22 protein-coding genes are annotated in these 21,543 nt (G+C 72.6%); 10 read left to right on the top strand and 12 right to left on the bottom strand.

From position 1 onward, the window contains the following. The first annotated feature begins 2 nt into the window (after positions 1 to 2). From rnpA to C229_RS0106345, 4 genes are read left to right on the top strand one after another with little or no spacing between them, the layout of a single operon-like run. Positions 3 to 368 (top strand): ribonuclease P protein component, encoded by a 366-nt coding sequence (gene rnpA / locus C229_RS0106360; protein WP_018654245.1) that lies wholly within the window; start codon positions 3 to 5, stop codon positions 366 to 368. Continuing rightward, on the top strand, positions 365 to 727 hold the full coding sequence (gene yidD, locus C229_RS0106355; RefSeq protein WP_018654244.1) for a membrane protein insertion efficiency factor YidD: 363 nt from the start codon (positions 365 to 367) through the stop codon (positions 725 to 727). The genes rnpA and yidD overlap by 4 nt, the downstream gene beginning before the upstream one ends. Then, positions 720 to 1,673 carry a membrane protein insertase YidC gene (yidC, locus tag C229_RS0106350; RefSeq protein ID WP_018654243.1) on the top strand — a complete coding sequence of 318 codons (954 nt, stop codon included), beginning with the start codon at positions 720 to 722 and terminating at the stop codon, positions 1,671 to 1,673. Before yidD ends, yidC begins: the two co-directional genes overlap by 8 nt. 40 nt (positions 1,674 to 1,713) lie before the next feature. Beyond that, positions 1,714 to 2,199, top strand: a complete 486-nt coding sequence (locus tag C229_RS0106345) for a Jag family protein (RefSeq protein ID WP_018654242.1) — start codon at positions 1,714 to 1,716, stop codon at positions 2,197 to 2,199. Positions 2,200 to 2,440: 241 nt separating this feature from the next. Here C229_RS0106345 and C229_RS29645 read toward each other — a convergent pair whose 3' ends face one another. Then, on the bottom strand, positions 2,441 to 2,908 hold the full coding sequence (locus C229_RS29645; protein ID WP_018654241.1) for a DUF6458 family protein: 468 nt from the start codon (positions 2,906 to 2,908) through the stop codon (positions 2,441 to 2,443). A gap of 125 nt (positions 2,909 to 3,033) precedes the next feature. On the opposite strand from C229_RS29645, the gene rsmG reads away from it, so the two are divergent. From rsmG to C229_RS0106320, 4 genes are all read left to right on the top strand, one after another. Then, entirely contained in the window at positions 3,034 to 3,684 is a 651-nt protein-coding gene (gene rsmG, locus C229_RS0106335; RefSeq protein ID WP_018654240.1) for a 16S rRNA (guanine(527)-N(7))-methyltransferase RsmG, read from the top strand. 320 nt (positions 3,685 to 4,004) lie between these two features. Continuing rightward, positions 4,005 to 4,826, top strand: a complete 822-nt coding sequence (locus C229_RS0106330; protein ID WP_018654239.1) for a ParA family protein — start codon at positions 4,005 to 4,007, stop codon at positions 4,824 to 4,826. Beyond that, positions 4,823 to 5,833: a ParB/RepB/Spo0J family partition protein gene (locus C229_RS0106325; RefSeq protein ID WP_018654238.1), complete on the top strand. Its 1,011-nt coding sequence runs from the start codon at positions 4,823 to 4,825 to the stop codon at positions 5,831 to 5,833. The genes C229_RS0106330 and C229_RS0106325 overlap by 4 nt, the downstream gene beginning before the upstream one ends. A gap of 194 nt (positions 5,834 to 6,027) precedes the next feature. After that, the gene (locus C229_RS0106320) at positions 6,028 to 6,834 is read left to right on the top strand and encodes a pentapeptide repeat-containing protein (RefSeq protein WP_033423932.1); all 807 of its coding nucleotides are present in this window, start codon (positions 6,028 to 6,030) and stop codon (positions 6,832 to 6,834) included. A 54-nt stretch (positions 6,835 to 6,888) separates the two neighbouring features. Here C229_RS0106320 and C229_RS0106315 read toward each other — a convergent pair whose 3' ends face one another. After that, positions 6,889 to 7,824 (bottom strand): D-alanine--D-alanine ligase family protein, encoded by a 936-nt coding sequence (locus tag C229_RS0106315; protein WP_018654236.1) that lies wholly within the window; start codon positions 7,822 to 7,824, stop codon positions 6,889 to 6,891. An 80-nt stretch (positions 7,825 to 7,904) separates the two neighbouring features. After that, the gene (locus C229_RS0106310; RefSeq protein ID WP_018654235.1) at positions 7,905 to 9,140 is read right to left on the bottom strand and encodes an aminotransferase-like domain-containing protein; all 1,236 of its coding nucleotides are present in this window, start codon (positions 9,138 to 9,140) and stop codon (positions 7,905 to 7,907) included. Positions 9,141 to 9,403: 263 nt separating this feature from the next. Between C229_RS0106310 and C229_RS0106305 the strand changes: the two genes are divergently transcribed. Continuing rightward, a complete protein-coding gene (locus C229_RS0106305; RefSeq protein ID WP_018654234.1) occupies positions 9,404 to 10,021 on the top strand; it encodes an N-acetyltransferase GCN5 in 618 nt (205 codons plus the stop codon). Positions 10,022 to 10,090: 69 nt separating this feature from the next. On the opposite strand, the gene trxA is transcribed toward C229_RS0106305, so the two are convergent. Continuing rightward, on the bottom strand, positions 10,091 to 10,405 hold the full coding sequence (gene trxA, locus C229_RS0106300) for a thioredoxin (protein ID WP_018654233.1): 315 nt from the start codon (positions 10,403 to 10,405) through the stop codon (positions 10,091 to 10,093). Between the two features lie 20 nt (positions 10,406 to 10,425). Continuing rightward, positions 10,426 to 11,406, bottom strand: a complete 981-nt coding sequence (gene trxB / locus C229_RS0106295) for a thioredoxin-disulfide reductase (protein ID WP_018654232.1) — start codon at positions 11,404 to 11,406, stop codon at positions 10,426 to 10,428. A gap of 142 nt (positions 11,407 to 11,548) precedes the next feature. On the opposite strand from trxB, the gene C229_RS0106290 reads away from it, so the two are divergent. After that, positions 11,549 to 12,118 carry a dienelactone hydrolase family protein gene (locus tag C229_RS0106290; RefSeq protein ID WP_018654231.1) on the top strand — a complete coding sequence of 190 codons (570 nt, stop codon included), beginning with the start codon at positions 11,549 to 11,551 and terminating at the stop codon, positions 12,116 to 12,118. On the opposite strand, the gene C229_RS29640 is transcribed toward C229_RS0106290, so the two are convergent. From C229_RS29640 to C229_RS0106255, 7 genes are all read right to left on the bottom strand, one after another. Continuing rightward, entirely contained in the window at positions 12,055 to 13,305 is a 1,251-nt protein-coding gene (locus C229_RS29640) for an MFS transporter (protein WP_240487091.1), read from the bottom strand. The genes C229_RS0106290 and C229_RS29640 overlap by 64 nt on opposite strands. A gap of 160 nt (positions 13,306 to 13,465) precedes the next feature. Then, on the bottom strand, positions 13,466 to 14,203 hold the full coding sequence (locus tag C229_RS0106280) for an anti-sigma factor family protein (protein ID WP_018654229.1): 738 nt from the start codon (positions 14,201 to 14,203) through the stop codon (positions 13,466 to 13,468). Then, complete coding sequence (sigM, locus tag C229_RS0106275; RefSeq protein WP_018654228.1) at positions 14,200 to 14,823, bottom strand: RNA polymerase sigma factor SigM; 624 nt, start codon at positions 14,821 to 14,823, stop codon at positions 14,200 to 14,202. Before sigM ends, C229_RS0106280 begins: the two co-directional genes overlap by 4 nt. Positions 14,824 to 14,990: 167 nt before the next feature. Further along, positions 14,991 to 16,562, bottom strand: coding sequence for a protein kinase family protein (locus C229_RS0106270; RefSeq protein ID WP_018654227.1), 1,572 nt, complete (start codon positions 16,560 to 16,562; stop codon positions 14,991 to 14,993). 179 nt (positions 16,563 to 16,741) lie between these two features. Further along, positions 16,742 to 18,466: a murein biosynthesis integral membrane protein MurJ gene (gene murJ, locus C229_RS0106265; protein ID WP_240487160.1), complete on the bottom strand. Its 1,725-nt coding sequence runs from the start codon at positions 18,464 to 18,466 to the stop codon at positions 16,742 to 16,744. Then, entirely contained in the window at positions 18,417 to 20,756 is a 2,340-nt protein-coding gene (locus tag C229_RS0106260; RefSeq protein WP_018654225.1) for a DUF6049 family protein, read from the bottom strand. The genes murJ and C229_RS0106260 overlap by 50 nt, the downstream gene beginning before the upstream one ends. Positions 20,757 to 20,905: 149 nt before the next feature. Further along, positions 20,906 to 21,418 (bottom strand): aminoacyl-tRNA deacylase, encoded by a 513-nt coding sequence (locus C229_RS0106255; protein WP_018654224.1) that lies wholly within the window; start codon positions 21,416 to 21,418, stop codon positions 20,906 to 20,908. Positions 21,419 to 21,543 lie beyond the last annotated feature (125 nt).

Raw genomic sequence — 21,543 nt, 5'->3', positions numbered from 1 at the left:
CCGTGCTGCCCTCCGGCAACCGGATGCGGCGGCGGGACGACTTCACGCTGGCCGTCCGGCGCGGCAAACGCGCCGGGCGGCCGACGCTCGTCGTCCACCTGCTCCGCCGGGACGTCCCTCCCGAGCCGGGTCCGCCGCTCGTCGGGTTCATCGTGGCCCGTCCCGTGGGGAACGCCGTCGTCCGCAATCTGGTGCGGCGGCGGCTTCGTCATCTTCTGCGCGATCACGTCCACGCGCTGCCGCAAGGTAGCCTGCTCGTAGTGCGCGCCAACCCGGCCGCGGGTACGGCGCGCCCCGACGAACTGGCCAGCGATCTTCAGTCGGCCCTCGACCGGCTGACGCGGCCCACGTCCAAGGGGCGGAGATGACGCGTCATCCCGGGGAGGCGCTCCCCGAGCAGCACCCGGTGGCGGGCGTGAGCCTCGCCGCGCGGGCGCTCATCCTGTTCGTCCGCGGCTACCGGCGCTTCCTGAGCCCCCTGCTCGGACAGCAGTGCCGGTTCTACCCCTCGTGCAGCGCGTACGGCCTGGAGGCCCTGCACGTGCACGGCGCCCTGCGGGGCACGTGGCTGACGGCCCGTCGCATCGGCCGCTGCCACCCCTTCAACCCCGGCGGATTCGACCCGGTACCGCCGAAGAAGTCTGCGAACTCGGCGTCCACCGAGCCCGCCGGCCGCACCGAGAGCGGCCCCGCCCTAGCAGAGCCCAAGGAGCTGCCCGGTGCTTGATTGGCTATACCAGATCGTCGCTCAGCTGGTCGTGTGGATTCACAGCGGACTGAGCCTGGTCTTCCCCAAGGACAGCGGCTGGGCATGGGGTGGCGCGATCATCCTGCTCACCGTGCTGCTGCGGCTCGTCATGGTTCCGCTGTTCGTCAAGCAGATCCACGCGTCCCGCAAGATGCAAGAGCTGAACCCGAAGGTTCAGGCGCTGCGCAAGAAGTACAAGAACGACAAGCAGCGGATGAACCAGGAGGTCATGAAGCTCTACCAGGAGAACGGCGCCAACCCCATCGCGGGCTGCCTGCCGCTGCTGGTCCAGCTTCCGGTCTTCATCGGCCTGTTCCAGGTGCTCAAGCGCGTCTCGGACGCCAAGGAGGGCCAGGGCGTCTTCGCCGTCACGCCCGACCTGGTGCAGAGCGCCCAGCGCGCCAACATCTTCGGCGCCCACATTCCGGACACGTTCCTCAACGCCTGGAGCGACAAGGCGTGGAGCGCGATCGTCATCACCGGCATCGCGGTGATCATCAGCTCCTGCACCACGTTCTTCACCGTCCGGGCCAGCATGAAGCGCCAGCCCGTCACCGACGACCAGAACCCGATGATGCAGGCGCAGAAGATGATGGTCTTCCTCGCCCCGCTGTTCGGCCTGTTCGGCATCGGCTTCCCGCTGGGCGTCCTGATGTACTGGGTGACCTCCAACAGTTGGACGCTCGTGCAGCAGCACTACATCTTCTCCAAGTACCCGCCGCCCGGGTCCGAGGCCGAGAAGGAGAAGCTCGCCGCCGAGGCGAAGAAGGCCGCCGCCAAGAACGGGAAGTCGCCCGGGGGCAAGGCCAAGCTCACCAAGGACGCCGAGCCGGTCGAGGCCGCCGAGGCCGACAAGCCGAAGGCCGCCCGCAACCAGCCGACGCGCAAGCCCCGGAGCAAGCGCACCGGCACCCAGAAGCGCTAGTTTTGTTCATCGGCCGTCGTTGTCGCAGAAGGAGATCCCGTTGAGCCAGACCGACACCACCGAGGTCGACGTCCAGGCGCTCGAACAGGAAGGCGAGATCGCCGCCGACTACATCGAGGGCCTGCTCGACATCGGTGACTATGACGGCGACATCGACATGGACGTCGAGGGCGAGCGCGCGGTGGTCGCCGTCGTCGGCGCCTCGCTGGACGAGCTGGTCGGCAAGCGCGGCGAGGTCCTGGAGGCCCTCCAGGAGCTGACGCGCCTGGCCGTGCACCGGCAGACCGGCAACCGCACCCGGCTCATGCTCGACGTCGGCGGCTACCGCGAGCGCCGGCGCGCCGAGCTGACCAAGCTCGGCGAGGACATCGCCGCCGAGGTGAAGCAGAGCGGCGGGTCCAAGCCGCTCGCGCCGATGACGCCGTTCGAGCGCAAGATCGTGCACGACGCGATCGCCGCCGCCGGACTGCGCAGCGAGTCCGAGGGCGAGGAGCCCGAGCGTTACGTCGTCGTCCACGCCTCCTGACACGGCACCGCAGCGGCCCCCGGCTCCGATGAGCCGGGGGCCGCTGCGTCGTTCCGGCAGGGCGGGGCGGGCGGCGATCCGCACCGCGTCGTCCGGACGGGAGGTCGGGCGGGGGCCCGGCGCGCGTCGCCGCCTCGGCACGCCGGGCACCCGGGGTGTGGCGGACGCGCCCGTAAATCGTCCTGCCACGCCCTTCTTCAGTTGGTCTGTGCGGTCCGCTCCGGGGGAGCGGGACGGGGGTTCAGCGGCGGCGGTCGGACGACGGGGGGTTGTGGAAGCCGGGGTCGTGCTGGCGGCCGGGGTCGTTGGCGATCGCGGGGTCGTTCGCCATGCGGGGGTCCTGCGCGGGCCGGATCGTCGGCTCGACGGGCTCTTCCCGCACGACGCGCTCGGTCTGCACGGGACGCTCGACGATGCGCTCGGTGGGCCGGTCCACCACGACCCGCTCGGTGGTCACGGGGGCCTCCTCGACCACCGTCTCCTCGCGCAGCGCGGTCTCCCCCGTGCTGGAGCCGTAGGGCTGCTCGACGAGCTGGGCGGCGCGGCGCCGGGGACGCGTGTAGCCGAAGGTGATGGCCATGCTGGCGAGTCCCACGAGCATGAGAATCCAACCGACCATCTGGATGTTGACTCCGCTCATGTCAACGTTGAGGGCGAAGGCGAGGATCGCCCCGAGGGCGATGAAAGCGAGACTGACTCCGATACCCATCGGTCGGAGCCTCCTTCCGTGACGGGCGGACTTCAGTGGTCAGCCTCTACCCCGCTGTCGGCGAATATTCCTGCGAGACGTTGCGCGTGTGCGCACGTGCCGTTTCATGTGGAACGATTCGTTCGGTGGGCATCGCACGTGAGGTATTCGGGGACGCGCTTCCGGTCGCGGAACGGTACGCGGAGTTTCTCGCCGGGCCGGGGGTCGAGCGTGGGCTCATCGGGCCGCGCGAGGCCGACCGGCTCTGGGAACGGCACCTGATCAACTGTGCCGTCGCCGCCGAGGCGATCCCGGAGAACGCGCAGGTGGTGGACATCGGGTCCGGGGCGGGGCTCCCCGGCATCGTGCTCGCCATCGTCCGGCCCGACCTGTCCGTCACGCTGCTGGAACCGCTGCTGCGCCGGACGCGCTTCCTCGACGAGGCCGTCGCGCTGCTCGATCTCGGCAACGTCGAGGTCCGCCGGGGGCGGGCCGAGGAGGTCGTCGCGGACTTCGAGGCCGACGTCGTGACCGCGCGGGCCGTCGCGCCGCTGGAGCGGCTCGTCGGCTGGGCGCTCCCGCTGCTGCGACCGGGGGGTGAGCTGCTCGCGCTGAAGGGGGAGCGGGCCGCCGCCGAACTGGACGAGGCACGGCCCGTGCTGAAGCGTTTCGAGGTGCGAACGGCCGAACTGCTCCAAGTCGGGCAAGGTAAGGTCGAGCCGCCGACAACGCTTGTCCGAGTGGTCGCGGAACGTGCGCCCCGGCGCGCTCCACGGTCGAGGAAGAGGTCTTCATGAGCACGGGACCAGGGCCGGCCCGGCCCGACAGTGCCGGTGAATCCCCCGACGTTCAGCTACCGGGCCCCGTCCCGGCACCGGCGCCCGCACCCGAGCCGGAAGAGACCGAAGCCGGAGCGGGTGTCACCCCCTCCGGCCACGCCATGTGGGGAAGCACGACGTCCGGAACGGCGGAGAACGTCGGCTATGTGCCGACGCAGGGAGGCGCCGCGCCCGCTCCGCACCAGGGACGTCCATCTCAGGGGGAGTCAGAACTCGTGCGCGAGGCGCTCAAGGACGCAAAGGTTTCACATGAAACCGCGCCGACCGGGACCACGGTGATGCCCGGCCGCCGCGATCGGGAATGGCCACGGCCGGGACGCTGCCGTGTCATCACGATCGCCAACCAGAAGGGCGGCGTCGGCAAGACGACCAGCTCGGTCAACCTGGCGGCGTCGCTGGCCATGCACGGCGCTCAGGTGCTCGTGGTCGACCTCGATCCGCAGGGCAACGCGTCCACGGCGCTCGGCGTCGACCACCACGCCGAGGTGCCGTCGATCTACGACGTGCTCATCGAGGACATGCCGCTCGCCGACATCGTCGTCGCGGCGCCCGACATCCCGAACCTCTTCTGCGCGCCCGCCACGCTCAACCTCGCGGGCGCCGAGATCGAGCTGGTGTCCAAGGTGGCGCGCGAGTCGCGGCTCCAGCGCGCGCTGGACGCCTACGACAAGGACAAGTACGACTATGTCCTCATCGACTGCCCGCCGTCGCTCGGCCTGCTCACCGTCAACGCGCTCGTCGGCGGCGAAGAACTGCTCATTCCCATCCAGTGCGAGTACTACGCGCTGGAGGGGCTCGGCCAGCTCATCCGGACCGTCGACCTCGTCCGGGCGCACCTGAACCCGCACCTCAACGTGTCGACGATCCTGCTCACCATGTACGACGCCCGCACCCGGCTCGCCGCCCAGGTCGCCGACGACGTGCGGAGCCACTTCGGGGACGTCGTCCTCAAGACCGTCATCCCCCGCAGCGTCCGCGTCTCCGAGGCGCCGAGCTACGGGCAGTCCGTCATGACCTACGATCCCGGGTCCAGCGGCGCGCTCGCCTACAGCGAGGCGGCGTCCGAGGTGGCCCACCGTGGAGCGGGAGCAGTGCAGTGAGTCAGCAGCGCCGCGGGCTGGGCCGGGGTCTGAACGCCCTCATCCCGCAGGCACCCCCGCCGCCCGCGTCCCCGCTGGACGACGAGGTCGGCGGTACGGCGAGGCCGGGCGGCGGCCCGGGCCCGGCGGGTCCGAGGTCGGCCGGCGAGCACGCCGCGCCCGTGCAGGAGGTGGCCGGGGCGTTCTTCGCCGAGCTGCCGCCGCGCGCGATCCGTCCCAACCCGCGTCAGCCGCGCGAGCACTTCGACGAGGACGCGCTCGCCGAGCTGGCCGAGTCCATCAGCATCGTCGGGCTGCTCCAGCCGATCGTCGTCCGCCGCATCGACGACGCCGACCACGAGTTCGAGCTGATCATGGGGGAGCGGCGGTGGCGGGCCTCCCAGGAGGCCGGGCTGGCCGCGATCCCCGCGATCATCCGGGCGACGAGCGACGACGATCTGCTCCGTGACGCGCTCATGGAGAACCTGCACCGCCAGCAGCTCAACGCGCTGGAGGAGGCGGCGGCCTACCAGCAGCTCCTGGACGACTTCGGCGTCACCCACGAGCAGCTCGCCACGCGCATCGGCCGCTCCCGCCCGCACATCAGCAACACCCTGCGGCTGTTGAACCTGCCGCCGGCGGTGCAGCGCCGTCTGGCCGCCGGGGTCATCTCCGCCGGGCACGCCCGCGCGCTGCTCTCGCTGGACAGCATCGAGGCCCAGGAGCACCTGGCCCAGCGGATCGTCGCCGAAGGTCTCTCGGTCCGGGCGATCGAGGAGATCATCGCGCTTCGCGAGGCGGACGACGGCCCGGCCGCGCCGCGTCCCGGCCGCCGCAAGAAGCCGATGGCGCCGGGGCTCAAGCAGCTCGCCGACCGCCTGTCGGACCGCTACGAGACCAAGGTCCGCGTCGATCTCGGCCGCAACAAGGGCAAGATCGTGGTCGAGTTCGCGACGCTGGAGGACCTGGACCGCATCATCAAGTCCATGGCGCCGGAAGACGAAGGCGTCCCGTTCGACGCCCAGTAGGCCCGCTCCTGCTACTGACGCCCCGGAACCACCTCCGGGGCGTCCCCTGTTTCACGGGAAACATGCGCCACGGCACCTCGCCCCGGCGGTTTCCCGTGAAACATGGGCCGCCCGAGCCCGACGTTTCACGGGAAACCGGAACGGGGAGGCGTGGGCGATACGGAAAACGCCGTCCGAAGCCGAGGTGAGGTCACGTGACTGAGTCCCCTGTCGAACTGCGTGCCGACTGCACGCAGTGCTTCGCCCTCTGCTGCGTGGCGCTCCCGTTCACCCGGTCCGCGGACTTCGCCGTCGACAAGGCCGCGGGGGAGCCGTGCGGCCACCTCCAGGACGACTTCGGCTGCGGCGTGCACGGCAAGCTGCGGGACGTCGGCTTCCGGGGCTGCACCTCGTTCGACTGCTTCGGCGCCGGGCAGCGGGTGTCCCAGGAGACGTTCGGCGGCCGGGACTGGCGTGCGCACCCCGAGACGGCCGGGGCGATGTTCCAGACTCTGCCGGTGATGCGGGCGCTGCACGAGCTTCTGTGGTATCTGGCCGATATCGAGGAGCGTCCGGAGACGGCCTCCCTGCACGCGGAGGCCCGCGCGCTGCACCGCGAGATCGGGGAGACGGCGCAGAAAGACGCCGACAGCCTCGCCACGGTGGACCTGGACGGCCTGCGGGGCTCCATCGGCCCGTTCCTGACCCGCGCGAGCGAGATGGTGCGCGGCAGCGTCGGCGGCCGGTTGAAGAGCCGCCAGCACCTTCAGCTCATGGGGGCGAACCTGTCGGGCGCTCGCCTGTCCGGGGTCAGCTTCCGGGGCTCGCTGCTGATCGCCGCCGATCTCCGCAAGGCGGACCTGCGGTACGCCGACCTGCTCGGCGCGGACCTGCGCGACGCCGACCTCTCCGAGGCCGACCTGACCGGCGCCGTCTTCGTCACCCAGAGCCAGATCAACTCCGCGCGGGGAAGCGCGGGCACCGCGCTCCCCGCACGCGTGGAGCGCCCGGCCCACTGGTGATGTTTCCCGTGAAACCACGCGGGCGCGTGTTTCACGGGAAACCAAGCTCCGCGCTCAGGCGCGCTGGAGGAGCAGATCGCGGCAGACGGTCGCGAGATCCCGTGAGGCGGCCTCCACGGCGCGCGGCAGCAGGCTCGTCTCGGTCATGCCCGGGGCGACGTTCACCTCCAGGAAGTGCACCTCGCCCGCGCCGTCCACGATGAGGTCGGTACGGGACAGGTCGCGCAGGCCGAGCGCCGTGTGTGCGGTGACGGCGGCGGCGGCGGCGCGCTCGGCGATCTCGGGGGAGAGGCGGGCGGGCGTCACGAACGCGGTGTCCCCCGCGTCGTAGCGGGCCGTGTAGTCGTACCGGCCGCGCGGCGCGACGATCTCCACGGCGGGCAGCGCCTCGGGCTTGCCGAAGTCCAGCACGCTCACGGCGATCTCGGTGCCCGCGACGAACTGCTCGATGAGCGCCGCGTCGCCGTAGGCGAAGCAGCCGACCATCGCGGCGGGCAGGTCGGCCGCCGCGCGGACGACGGACGCGCCGAGCGCCGATCCCCCGCTGGTCGGCTTCACGAACAACGGCAGCCCCAGCCGGTCCACCACGCGGTCGAGGACGGACGCCGCCCCGAGGTCGTGGAAGACCTCCTTCGGCAGTGCCACCGACGCCGGGGTGGCCAGCCCGGCCCGCCGCACGACGGCCTTGGCGGTCGGCTTGTCCCACGCGACGCGGCACGCGTCCGGCCGGGCGCCGACGTAGGGCAGCTCCAGCAGGTCCAGGACGCCGCGCACCGCGCCGTCCTCCCCCGCGGCGCCGTGCAGCACGGGGAACACGACGTCGGGCCGGTCGCGCGCCAGGGCGTCCAGCAGCCCGGCGTCGGCGTCGCGGAGTTCCACGGGGATGTCGAGCGACCGCAGCGCGTCCGCGACCCGGCGCCCCGACCGTAGCGACACCTCCCGCTCGTAGGACAGTCCCCCGGCGAGAACGACGACGTGCCCGAGTTCCACAGGCGTGCTCCTAACCAAAAACGAAGGCCGGCTCTCCGCCAGGAGAGCCGGCCTCGACGTACCGTGTCCGACGCTTCCCGTCAGACGATCCCGGGTCCGGGCGTGTGGACGCCGTCGCGGGTGGGGCCCGGCCGGGCTCCTCCGAAAGTGTCCCGCATGGAGATCTCGTTCTCGATCACGCCCGCGAGGCGCCGGACGCCCTCGCGGATGCGGTCGGGCTCGGGGAAGCAGTACGACAGGCGCAGGTTCCGGCGGCCGTCGCCGTCGGCGTAGAAGCCGGTACCGGGCACGTACGCGACGCGTTCGGCGATGGCGCGGGGGGCCATGGCCTTGGCGTCCAGGCCCTCGGGCAGCGTCACCCACACGAAGAACCCTCCGGCGGGGCGCGTCCACGTGACACCGGCGGGCATCAGCGCGCCGAGCGCGTCGAGCATGGCGTCGCGGCGGGCCCGGTACAGCTCGCGGAAGTCCTTGATCTGCTCGCGCCACGGCTGCGTCGTCAGGTACTCGCGGACGGCGAGCTGCGACAGGCTCGGATGGCAGAGCACGGCCGACTCGGCGGCCAGGACGAGCTTGGCGCGGACCGCGTGCGGCGCGAGCGCCCAGCCGACGCGCAGCCCGGACGCGATCGTCTTGGAGAACGAGCCGAGGTAGATGACGCGGTCGGCGTCGTCGGCGCGCAGCGCCCGCAGCGGTTCGCCGTCGAACCCGAGGAGCCCGTAGGGGTTGTCCTCGATGATGAGGACGTCGTGCCGGGCGCAGATCTCCAGCACCTGCGCGCGGCGGGCACCGGTCAGCGTGACGCCCGCGGGGTTCTGGAACGTGGGGACGGTGTAGAGGAACTTGACGCGGCGTCCCTCGCGGGCGAGCCGGTCGAGCGTGTCGCTGAGCGCGCCGGGGATGAGGCCGCCCTCGTCCAGCGGGACGTGCACGACGTCGGCCTGGTAGCTGGCGAACGTGCCGAGCGCGCCGACGTAGGAGGGCGCCTCCGCGAGGACGACGTCGCCGGGGTCGACGAAGATCTTGGTGATGAGGTCGAGGGCCTGCTGCGCGCCGACGGTGACGACGATGTCGTCGGCGGACGCGCTGACGCCCTCCAGCGCCATCACCTCGCAGATGCGCTCGCGCAGGACGGCGTCGCCCTGGGCCGAGCCGTACTGGAGCGCCTCGGCGCCCCGGGTCGCGACGAGTTCACCGATCATGTCGCCCACGACGTCGAGCGGCAGCGCCGAGACGTAGGGGGCACCGCCCGCCAGCGAGACGACCTCGGGACGAGCGACCATCGCGAACAGGGCGCGGATCTCCGACGGGACCATCCCGGCTGCGCGGGCGGCGTACCGATCGGAGTAGGCGTCTGTTCGCGCGTGCTGTTCCACGAGGCACCTCCGCAGGGTGGATCGGATGTCCTTGCAACTTACGGCATCGCCGGTACCCGGGATCGCGCCGACCCCGGGGGCCGCGCGACCCCTGTCCGATACGATGCCCGAGGATCGCTGCCGGTTGGCGGGACTTTCGCGAAGTGGTGGGTCCGGACCGCGCGATTCTGCCGTCCGCACCAGACCAGGAGGTGCCCGCTCCGGTGTCGCGTCGTCTCGTCAACATCACGCTGGACAACCTGTCCGACCTGCCGCATCGCTGCCGCCGCTGCGTGTTCTGGGAGCTCGATCCGGTCACTCGCGACCGCGCCGAGGCGGCGGGCGGGACAGATCTGGAGAAGGAGGCGTGGATCTCCTCCACCCTCCTGGAGTGGGGCTCGTGCGGCCGGATCGCCTACGTGGACGACGTTCCGGCGGGCTTCGTCATGTACGCGCCGCCGCTGTACGTGCCGCGTTCGGTGGCGTTCCCGACGAGTCCGGTGAGCGCGGACGCGGTGCTGCTGATGACGGCGCACATCCTGCCGGAGTTCACCGGCGGCGGCCTGGGCCGGATGCTGGTGCAGGGCGTCGCCAAGGACCTGACCCGGCGGGCGGTGAAGGCCGTCGAGGCGTTCGGGGACGCCAAGGGCGAGGAGGGCGGCTGCATGGTGCCGGCCGACTACCTGCTGTCGGTGGGGTTCAAGACGGTCCGCCCGCATCACCGGTATCCCCGGCTGCGGCTGGAGCTGAAATCGGCGCTGTCGTGGCGTGAGGACGTCGAGGTGGCGCTGGAACGGCTGCTGGGCTCCATGACCCCGGAGGGCGCGCTGCGTCCCGTCTGAGCGGCTCTCAACGCCGACGGCCCCCGTTCCACGTGAAACGGGGGCCGTCGCGCGTTCGGCGGGCGAGACTCAGATGAACTCGGCCAGGTCGCGGAGCAGCGCGGCCTTGGGCTTGGCGCCGAGGATCTGCTTGACGACCTCGCCGTCCTTGAACACCAGCAGGTTCGGGATCTGCATGATGCCGTACTTGGAGGCGGTGCCGGTGTTCTCGTCGGTGTTGAGCTTGACGATGTCGAGCTTGTCGCCGTGCGCCTTGGAGATCTCCTCCAGGACGGGGGCGATCATGCGGCACGGCCCGCACCACTCGGCCCAGAAGTCGACGAGGACGGGCTTGTCGTTCTTCAGGACCTCGGTCTCGAAGTCGGCGTCGGTCACGGCCTTCATGTGCGTGTTCTCCTTCGTTCTCAACCCTGGACGGACAGTTCGGCCGGGTCCTGCTGGGGGACCGTGTCGGCGATGCCCTGGTCGGCGAGCCAGCGCTCGGCGTCGATGGCGGCCGAGCAGCCGCTTCCGGCGGCGGTGATGGCCTGCCGGTAGATGTGGTCGACCACGTCACCGCAGGCGAACACGCCGGGGATCTTGGTGTGGGTCGTCGGGGAGGCGACGGTGAGGTAGCCGTCGGCGTCGGTGTCGAGCTGGCCGGTGAACAGCTCGCTGCGGGGGTCGTGGCCGATCGCGATGAACAGGCCGGTGACGTCGAGCGAGGACGTCTCGCCGGTGCGCAGGTTGCGGACGGCCAGGCCGGTGACGCGGTCCTCACCGAGGACGTCGGTGACCTCGCTGTCCCACAGGAAGCGGATCTTGTCGTTGGCGAAGGCGCGGTCCTGCATGATCTTGCTGGCGCGCAGCTCGCCGCGGCGGTGGATGACCGTGACGGAACGGGCGAACTTGGTGAGGAACGTCGCCTCCTCCATGGCGGTGTCGCCGCCGCCGACGACGGCGATGTCCTGCTCGCGGAAGAAGAACCCGTCGCAGGTGGCGCACCAGGAGACGCCGCGTCCGGAGAGGCGCTTCTCGTTCTCCAGGCCCAGCTCGCGGTAGCCGGACCCGGTGGCGACGATGACGGCCTTGGCGCGGTAGACGTCGTCACCGACCTTGACGATCTTCGGGGTGGCGGTGAGGTCGACCTCGGTGACGTCGTCGGTGATCAGCTCGGCGCCGAACCGCTCGGCCTGCTTGCGCAGCCCGTCCATGAGGTCGGGGCCCATGACGCCGTCGGGGAAGCCGGGGTAGTTCTCGACGTCGGTGGTGTTCATCAGCGCGCCGCCGGCGGTGACCGAGCCCTCGAACAACAGGGGCTTGAGGTCGCCGCGTGCGGCGTAGATCGCGGCCGTGTAACCGGCCGGACCCGAGCCGATGATGATGACGTTGCGGACGTCGCTCACTGTTCTTGCCTCTCCTCTGTGACCCGGTGCCGGGTGGGACGGGCCCCCGCGCCGGACCCTGCTGTCGCGACAACCGATCCTACGGCCCGGTGATTCCCGGCCGGAGCGACCCCGTTCACGGCCGGGTCATTAGGCTGTCCGCATGGCGTCGATTCTGCTGTTCCACTCCACCTACGGGCTGCGTCCCGCCGTGCACGGCGCGGCGGACCGGCTGCGCGAGCGGGGCCACACGGTGCACGTGCCCGACCTGTTCGACGGCCGCGTGGTGGACGCGGCCGAGGAGGGCGCGGCGATCCGCGAGGAGATCGGCCGGGACGAGCTGCTGCGCCGGGCCGTCGCCGCCGCCGCGCCGCACTCGGGGGACGGTCTGGTGTACGCGGGGTTCTCGCTGGGCGGGGCGCTGGCGCAGAACCTGGCGCTGGCGGACGCCAAGGCGCGGGGACTGCTGCTGATGCACGGCACGTCCGACATCGCCGACGACGCCTCCACGGAGATCCCCGTCCAGTTGCACGTGGCCGATCCGGACACCTTCGAGCCCGACGACTGGCAGAACGCCTGGTATCTGCGGATGCGCCGGGCGGGCGCGGACGTGGAGATCTACCGCTACCGGGGCGCGGGGCACCTGTTCACCGACCCGGACCTGCCCGACTACGACGCCGAGGCGTCCGAGCGGGCGTGGTCGGTCGCGCTGGACTTCGTCGACGGCCTCTGAGCGCCGCCGCGCGGCAGCAGCAGCGGGGTCACCAGTAGGAGGGCCCCGGCGAGGGCGAGCGCGGTCCGCGTCCCGGCGGCGTGCGCGAGGAACCCCCAGCCCAGCGTCAGCCCGGCCGCCGCGGCGCTGGAGGTGATGGACCAGGCCGACAGGACGCGGGCGACGCGGTCGGCGGGCACGTGGCCGAGCCGCCGGGCGGCGAAGACCGGGTTGAACACGCCGATGCAGGTGATCAGGGCGAACTCGACGGCCATGACCCAGCCGAGCCCGGCGATGCCGGACGGGGTGAACGCGAGCAGGACGGGCCACAGGACGCGCAGCGTCCCGGCGACCCGCAGTACGCGATCTTCGCCGTGCCGGACGGTCAGGATTCCGGCGAGCCGGGCGCCGAGCAGCCCGCCCAGGCACGGCAGGCTGAACGCCAGCCCGTACTGCCAGGGCGCCAGGCCCAGTTCGCGCAGCATCAGCACCGCCAGCAGCGGCGCCGTGGCGAGGATCAGCGCGTTCACGAGGACGGTGTTGAGGAACAGCGGACGCAGCACGGGATCGGTGAGGATGTGCCGCCAGCCGCCGGTGACGCCGCCGCGCGCGGCGGACCGGTCGGGCGGCGGGGGCTCCCCGGCCCGGATGGCGCGGATGCCGAGCGCCGACAGCAGGTAGCTCGCCGCGTTCAGCACGACGGTGGTGACGGGTCCGAGCGCGCCGATCGCGGCGCCGCCGACGGGCGGGCCGAGCGCGGTCGTCGTCCACATCGTCGCCTCGAACCGGCCTTGGGCGACGACGAGGTCGCCGGGCCGCACGAGCGCCTTCACGCACGCGCCGCTCGCGGCGGCGAACACCAGGTCGGCGGCCTTGACGACGACGGCCACGGCGACGAGCTGCGCGAACCCGAGGACGCCGAGGGCATAGGCGGCGGGAACGGACAGCAGGACGGCGCAGCGCAGCACGTCCATGCCGATCATCACCGGCCGCTTGCGCCGGACCTCGACCCAGGGCCCGGTCGGCACGGCCAGCAGCGCCCCGGCCGCCACCCCCGCCGCCGCGATGACCGACACCTGGACGGTACCGGCGTGCAGCGCGAGGATCGCGATGATCGAGAAGGCGTCGAGCGCGAGCCGGGTGCCCAGCGAACTCGCCGCGTACGCGGCCCACAGCCACGCGAAGTCGCGGCCGAGGGACCGCCGCACCGCCAATGGAGCCCCCTGACCGGACGACCCCGCGATTCAAGCGAACGCGGCCCCGGCGCGCAAGCGCGGTGCCGCGCGGCCGCGAAACGGCCGCACGGCACCGCGCGGGCGGCGTGCCGGACATGCGTGGTCGCCGGGCCTGCGGCGCGGCGGGAAGGGACTAGCCGGTGTGCTGGAGGATCTTGGGGTCGTCCGCCGAGCAGGCGGGGTCGACGGCCCAGACGTCCAGCCGGCTCTGGGCGCGCACGGCGATGATGAGCGCCGCGCCGCCGTCGAGCGTCGCCCGGTCGACGAGTGCGGGCGGACGGCCGCCCGTCACGCGGTTCACACAGCCGGTGAGCCGCTCGTCGGCGGGCGGGGCCTGCGCGGACGTCGCCGCCTGCGCGAGCCGGTCCCGGACCTGACCGGCCAGGGTGGCGGCACGGTAGGCGGTGCCGCTGGAGGTCGGCCGCCAGACCTGGACCGCCAAGGGGGCGTCCGAGGGGCGGGTGGGGTCGGCGAGCGGCTGCTGCGCCGTTGTGGACGACGTGTCGTCGCCGCCTTCGAGCACCGTCTGCGCGACGAGTCCGCCTCCGCCGAGGACGACGACGGCGGCGGCCGCGGCGGACAGAATCCGCCAGGGTCGCCGCCCGCGCCGCTCCGCCAGGCTCACGACCGGCGCGTCGCCGCGCGACTCGGCCGCCAGAGCCGAGTCGATGCGGGCCGCGAGATCGGGAGGCAGGGACGGCGCGGGCGCCTCCGCCAGCAGCCGGGAGACGTCCGCGAGATCGGCGGACAGGTCACGGCAGGGGGCGCAGGAGTCGAGATGCTCGTTGACGGAGGCGGCCCGGGCTTCGTCGAGCAGACCTTCGGCCAGGTCGGCCAGAACGTCGTAGTCGAGATGTGCGGGGTGAGTCATGTGGGCACGCCACCTCCTTCCACACCTCCGACGTTTCTCGCCTCCTTTCGGTTCCTGTGGTGCCGCAGCAGCGGCGCGAGACGGGCGCGGCCCCGGGCGCAGCGGCTTTTGATCGTCCCGGCGGGGACTTCGAGCACCCGGGCGGCGTCCTCGACGGAGTACCCCATCATGTCCACGAGGACGAGCGCGGCCCGCTGCTCGAACGGGATCGCGGCCAGCGCGTCCTGGACGTCGAGGGAGACGCCGTGCGCGTCGCTGGGGTCGGGCAGCTTGGGCGCGACCGCGTCGAAGGTGGCGTCGTCGCCCATGGGCGTCGCGGGCCGCACGGACTTGCGGCGGATGCGGTCGAGGCAGGCGTTGACGACGATGCGGTGCAGCCACGTGGTGACGGCGGCGTCGCCGCGGAACCGGGCGGCGGCGCGGAAAGCGGACAGGCACGCGTCCTGGAGCGCGTCGGCGGCCTCCTCGGGGTCGCCGAGGGTGCGCAGGGCGACGGCCCACATGCGGTCGCGGTGACGCTGGACGAGCGTGGAGAAGGCGTGCGGGTCCCCCGCGGCGTGCAGGGCGAGGAGTTCCTTGTCGGGGATCTCCTCTAGGCGGGGCATGCTCACGGAGGCCATGGGGGCCCGCTCTCACCTGCGATAGGGACGGATCGGGCGGCCGGGGAGTGCACCGGCGCACCTGCTGAGGTGTGCACCACAGATTCCTGGGGGGAAGGGGACAGACTGCTTGACCGGCACGATACCGACTGTGACCCGCTCCGGCACAGCTCAGCGGCCGTTACGGGTCAGGACGCGGGCGGCCCGTACACCGTGATGCCGGTCAGACGGGCCTTGTACGGCGGGGGAATCGGGGTGGTGAACCACACCATGACGTACTGGCCACGGGTGCCGGGCTCGGCCTTGATGCGGAACGCGCCGCTCTGGGACTGGGCCTCGCCGCGCTTCTTGAGCGCGTCGAGCGTCCTGGCGTCACCGACGCGCAGGTGCAGCGGAGCGCCCGCGACGGGCGTCCTGACGATGACGCTGGAGACCTCGACGGGCTTGCCCATGTCGAGGACGACGCCGAATCCGCGCGAGTACCGCCCGAAGTCGCCGGAGGCGTAGCTCTGCGAGTGCCATTCGCCGGACCGGCCCTTGAGCACGGCCTCGGCGTTGTTGTGGATGGAGCTGTCGCGGCGTCCGCCGATCGGGTCTTCGAGGGCGGAGGCGCCGACGGGCGTCAGCTCGACCGGCGTCGGTGACGCGGTGGGCGTCGGCGCGCCGCTCTGCGCGGGCGTGCGGGGCTTGTCGTCGGAGCCGCCGCTGGCCACCGCCCAGGCGCCGAGGCCGACGATGACGGTGAGCGCGGCGGCGGCGACGCCGAGCAGCGCGCGGTTGCCGGGGCGGCGCGACTCGGTGTGCTGCGCGACGGTGCGCGTCGTGGACGGCGGCGGCGTGCTGCGGTGCTGGGCGGTGTGCGTGGAGCGGCGCGGCGGCGACGACCGGTGCTGCCGCGTCGCGCCCGTGCGGGCGGCCGCGTCGGGCCGGGTGACGGACGGTCCGCGCCGGGGCGGCGCGGGCGGGGCGGTGCCGAGCCCGGCGAACAGCGGCAGCGGGGTGCGCGGGACGCCGCGCAGCGCGGCGGCGAACTCGGCGGGGCTGGTGATCGGCTCCTGGCCGGGGACGTCGAGGCCGAGGCTGCGGCAGACGATGATGTCGACGGACTGCGGGATGCCCGCCTGCACACGGCGCGGCGCCTGCGGCGCGTCGTCGTCGGTGGTGGGCGCGGCGGGCAGGTCGGACGCGGCCGGGGCGCCGGGCCAGTGCGCCGTGAGCGCGGCGTAGAGCATGGACCCGAGGCCGCGCGCGTCAGCGGGGCCCGGTTCGTCGGCCTGGCACTCGGACAGGACGGCGTCGGTGGCGACGCCGAGGACCTTGACGGTGCCGCCCGTCGTCCACACCAGGTCGCGGGGGCTGAGGCACAGGTGGGCGAGCCCGGCGCTGTGCGCGGCGGCCAGCGCCTCGGCGGCCTCGTACAGCAGGGTGGCGGCGCGGCCGGGTTCGAGGGGGGCCTTGGCGAGCATCTGCTCAAGGGTCTCCCCGGCGACCCATTCGCTGACGACGTAGGCGTTCTCGCCGCTGTCGTCGGCGTCGAAGACCTGGGTGAGGCGCGGGTCGGTGAGGCGGCTGGCGGCGCGGGCGGAGGTGACGACCTCGGCGACGCGGGGGAAGCCGGGGTCGAAGGTGCGGACGGCGACGGCGCGCGCGAGGATCTCGTCGATGGCCTTCCACAGGGTGGAGCCGCCTTCGGCGACGCGCTCCTCAAGCCGGTAGCGGCCGGCCAGCCTCGTGCCGGGCTCGATGACGGACGCGGTCACGGCGACGTCCTGCGCGAGTGGTCAGATCCCATGTTCGTGGCGTGGCAGCTTACGCCTCCGACCCTCCTCTTTGCGTTTCTCAGGGTGTCGCCCCGCAAGCCGTAGTCCCCTCCATGGTAGTGGCTGCGCGCCCGCGCAGGGGTCATAATCGACGCGCGTCCTCCGCACTTTGCCGTGCTTTACGCGCGCTTCCCGCCCGGCAGCCGCCGCGTGATGGTGGACAGCATGGCCTGGACCTCACCGACCCGGAGCAGCTTGGCGAACAGAAGGTACAGGACGCCGCCGCCGGCGCTGCCCACGGCGAGCGAGACCAGACCGGGCAGCGTACCGGTGCCGAGCCACGCCTCGACGATGGCGTGCACGGCGTAGGCGAAGCCGATGAGCGGCCACAGCGCGACGGCGAGCTTGAGGTAGGTCACGGCGACGCGGCGGCCGTCCATGCCGCCCAGGCGGCGCCGCAGGATCGCCCAGCCGACCAGGGCGCCGGCGGTCTGGGCGAGCGCGAACCCGCCCGCGATACCGACGATGATCTTGTCGGTGGGGAACAGGGCGTAGACGGTCAGCGCGGACGCGATGTTGGTCAGCACGACGGCGACGCTGATGAACGCGGGCGTCCGCGTGTCCTGCATGGAGTAGAAGACGCGCAGCATGAGCTGGTAGGCGGCGAACGGCACCAGCGCGATCGCGAACATCTGGAGCACTTCCGCGATGACGTGCGCGTTGGCGACGCTCGTCTGGCCGTGGGCGAACAGGACGGTCGTGATGTCGGCGCCGAGGACGCCCATCAGCGCGGCGGCGGGCAGGATGATCGCGGAGGCGAGCCGCAGGCCGGAGGAGAAGTCGTCGCGCACCTCGGCCATCCGGCCGCTCGCCGCGTGCTCGCTCATCCGGGGCAGCAGCGCCGTGATCACCGAGACGCCGATGATCGCGTACGGGAGCTGGAAGAGCTGGTAGGCGTTGAAGTAGGGCGTGTAGCCGACGTCACCGAGACCTTCGGCGCGGCCCTGCACACCGGCGGAGTTGGCGAGCCGCGTGGTGACCGCGAACCCGACCTGGGTGATGACGACGTAGGCGAGCGTCCAGACGGCCATCCGCCCCATCTCGCCGATCTCGCCCTTGCGGAAGTCGAGCCGGGGCCGCCACCGGAACCCGCTGCCGCGCAGCGACGGCCACAGCGCGAGCGTCTGGAGCGTCATGCCGCCGATGGTGCCGCCCGCCAGCAGCGCGACCTGCGTGCCGCTGATCGACGACGGGGTGACGGTGCCGGTCGTCATGAGCAGGAACGCGGCGGCCGTGCAGATGATGACGATGTTGTTCAGGACGGGCGCCCACATCGGCGCCGCGAACCGCTTGCGCGTGTTGAGGATCGCGCCGGAGAACGCGGAGACGCCGAGGAAGAAGATCTGCACGGCGAACAGCCGGGCGAACAGGACGGCCAGGTCGCGCTGGTCGCCCGCCATCGACCCGCCGTAGATCGAGATGAACACCGGGCCGAGCGCGACGGCGGCGGCCGTGATGAGCGCCAGGCCGAGGACGGCGCCGGTGAACAGCCGCTGCTCGTAGCCCGCGCCGTACTCGGGGTCCTTCTCGCGGGCCCGGACGATCAGCGGGATGACGACGGCGGTGAGGATGCCGCCGAGCAGCAGGTCGTAGACGATGAACGGGACGGTGTTGGCGGTGTTGTAGGCGTCACCGAGCGCGCCGACGCCGAGGGCGGCGACGAGCATCGCGGTGCGCAGGAACCCGGTGACGCGGGACGCGAGCGTCCCCACGGCCATGATCGCGCCCGAGCGCATGAGCGCGCTGGCACCGCCGCCGGACGGGGGCGGTGGGACGGGCGCGGGGGCCTCGCCGTCAGGGAGCGGAAGGTCGATCGCCGTCTCGGCGGCCCGTCCCGGCCCCACCGGCGGCGGGCTCGGCGGCGCCGTCGACACCGGTGGCGTCGGTGAGCCCGGGTGCGGCCGGTTCGGCGGCGGGGTCGTAGGCGGGCCGGGCGGCGGGGTCGTCGGCCGGCCAGTCGTCGGCGGGCCAGGGGCCTGCGGATTCGGGAGTCCAGGTTCCTGGGGCGGCCGTGCCCAGGGGTTCTCCCGGTCGCGGTCCTCCGGTCGACTCGTCACCCGCTGCCTCCGCGTTCCGGCGCCGGCGGGCCCGCATGGCCCGCACTCCGACGCCCACGAAGAGTACGGCAAGTCCCCCGCCGGTGATGAGCAGGGCGGACTGGCCGTAGCCGGTGGTGCGGACCGTGATGTCGTGGCCGTCGTCGAATCTGCGGCCCTCTTCGGACAGCAGTTGCAGGTGGATCTGGAAGTTGCCGTTTCCGGATGCCTGGAGGGGGATGTTGCGCGTCGTCTTCTGACCGGGTTCGAGGTCGATGACGCGGGTGCCCTCCTCGATGCGGCCGATCTGGAGCTTGGCGGTGTTCTGCGAGGTGACGTCGAGCCGGACGCGGACGCGCTGGTCGGGCAGTTCGTTGGCGATCGTGACGAAGATGCGGCCGGAGCGTCCGGCCAGGGAGCGCTTGTTGTCCAGGACGCGGACGCCGCCCATGTCGCGGTCGAGCCCGGCGGAGAACGCCGTCCGGGCCTGCTTGGCGCGGCCCGGCCGCCCGCGCCAGGCGGCCGACTGCATGCGCAGCACGGCGGGACGGTAGGTCATGTTGAAGGGCTCGGCCATGATGCCGGTGAACGCGGTGGCGCGCTTGGCGATGCCGCGCACCTCCGACAGGTAGGCCGGGTCGAGTTCGTAGCGCTCGTACTCGTCGGGATAGCCGGTGGACGCGCGCTCCTGCGGCGCCACCTTGGCGATCTTGTCGAGCGGTTCCTCCTTCAGCCAGGGCGCGCCCGCCGTGTAGGAGAGCAGGGTGCGCGCGTAGGCCGGGGCGGGGTTCCAGTGCCGGTTGGGGGCGACGACGAGCGTGCGCGGCGTGTTCGGCGCCTCGGCGGTGATCATCGCGGTCTCGGCGAGGAACCGCTGCTGGTTGAGCACCGCGGCGCCGGGGGCCTTGCTGTCCTGGCTGACGAGGCGGCTGAGCTTCTCGTCGTAGGCGACGACGTTGCGGGCGCCCTGGTCGGTCTCGATGCGGGTGGTGGCGCGCGGGGTGCCGTTGGCGGGCGGCGCGAACATGGTGTCGCTGAGCAGGAACGAGCCGTTGCCGCCGGGGCCGACCTTGGAGTGCTGGGCGAGCTGGTTGAGGGTGGACGGCCCGGCCATGCCCGACGGCGGCCACGCGTACGACGCGGCGGGCTGCCGCCCGAGGATCTGCGCGGCGACGCCGCCGTGCTCGTAGGCGGCCTTGATGTCGCCGAACATGCGGTATCGGGCGAGGGCGACGACGTCGGGGTCGGCGTACGGGACGGTGAAGTACGGATCGCCCGAGGACGCGGACTTCAGCGCCGCGAGCCAGTCGCGGGCGGCCTTGCTGGCGGGCTTGCGCTCGCGCTTGCCGCCGCGCGGGTTCTGCACCGTGTACGCGGACTGGCTCATGGCGCGGGCGTCGTCGAGCAGGGCCGGGTCGACGGCCCAGGTGATCGGCGTCTTGGTGCCGGCGGCGGCCTGGACGAGGCCGTGCAGGCGTCCGCCGGGGTTCATCGCGCCGGTGAGCCGGTCGTCGATGAAGGTGGTGTCGGTGGTGCGGTGCATCCGGTCGATGAGGGGCCAGACCCACCCGATGCGGACGGGCGTGAAGTCGCGCCGCCCGGTGGTGAGGACGGTGAAGGACGTGACGCCCGCGACGGGCTGCTGCGCGGCGTTCACGACCTCGACGCCGACGGGATAGACGCCGAACGACCGGAACCCCGCCGCGCGGGCGTTGAGGGTCAGCTCGAAGTCCTGGGCGCCGCCGGCGGCGACGGCCTGCGGCAGCGGCACGTCGGCGCCGCGGCCGGGCAGCGCGCCGGGCTCGGCGGCGGCGAGCTGGTCGAGCTGGCCCCGGCTCCCGGCGGCCTGGCCGCTGTAGCGCAGCCGGACGGCGATGCCCTCGACGGCCTGCGTCGTGCCGTTCTGGACGCGGCCCCGCACGCGGATCACCGACCGCTTGCCGGACGCCTCGGCGCGCGGCGTCATCTCGGTCAGCGCGACGGTCACTTGGGCGCGTTCGCGTCCGGGCGCGGCGGGCTGGGCGGCGACGGGCGGCGCCACCGCCAGCAGGACGGGCAGCGCCGCGGCGACGGCCGCCAGCCGCTTGATCAGTGCCACGCCACGTCCGTTCCGGGGCCGCCCCCGGCGGGACGGCGGGCCTCGTAGTCCCGCTCCACGCGCTCGATGGTAGCCGCGCGGCCACCCCGATCAGTCCCATGATCGCGGACTTGTGGACAACCCCGTGCCGGGGGGTGACCGAAGGCCGGTCAGCGGACCTCGGCGGCGGGCTCGCCGAGCAGAACGGGCTTGGCGCCGCTCAGCGCGTACAGGTCGAGGACGTGCAGGCCGAGGGCCGTGGACGCCTCGCCGGTGGCGGTGTAGACGACGTCGTCGCAGGGCCGGTCTCCGACGGCGTTCTCGTCGATGAGGACGGGCATCGAGGCGGGCAGCAGCAGCGGGCAGACGAGCCCGGCCGCGTACTGGGTGGCGCGGTTGACGATGTCGGGCCGGGCGGGCCGGATGAGCCGGGCGCCGACGGCGAGCCGTACCGCCTCGGCGTGCGGCCGGAACCCGGCGGGCACGATGACCGCGCACAGGAACCGGTGCCCGCGCATGACGTCGTTGCACGCGTAGACGCGTGTCACCAGGCACCGTACGGCGGGCAGCCCGAGCGCTCGCGGCAGCTCGTCGGCGTGTCCGATCGGAGAGGGCAGCCGCACGATCTCGTGGTGCGTCTGCCGTTCGAGAAGGGACCGGTGGATGGCGAGGGCGTCCTTCATCGAATGCGGCTCCGTCCTGCGGGGATCGCCCGCGTGTGCTCCGGCCGTCCGCATGCCGGGGGAAGATGGTCATACCCAGCGAACCGCCCTTCACGCTTGGTGACGGTCCGTGCGGCCGGTCGCGC

This window comes from Actinomadura flavalba DSM 45200 (assembly GCF_000374305.1).
GTDB lineage: Bacteria > Actinomycetota > Actinomycetes > Streptosporangiales > Streptosporangiaceae > Spirillospora > Spirillospora flavalba.
The sequence above is the reverse complement of the archived record's forward strand: the minus strand, read 5'-3'. Positions and strand labels throughout refer to the sequence as shown.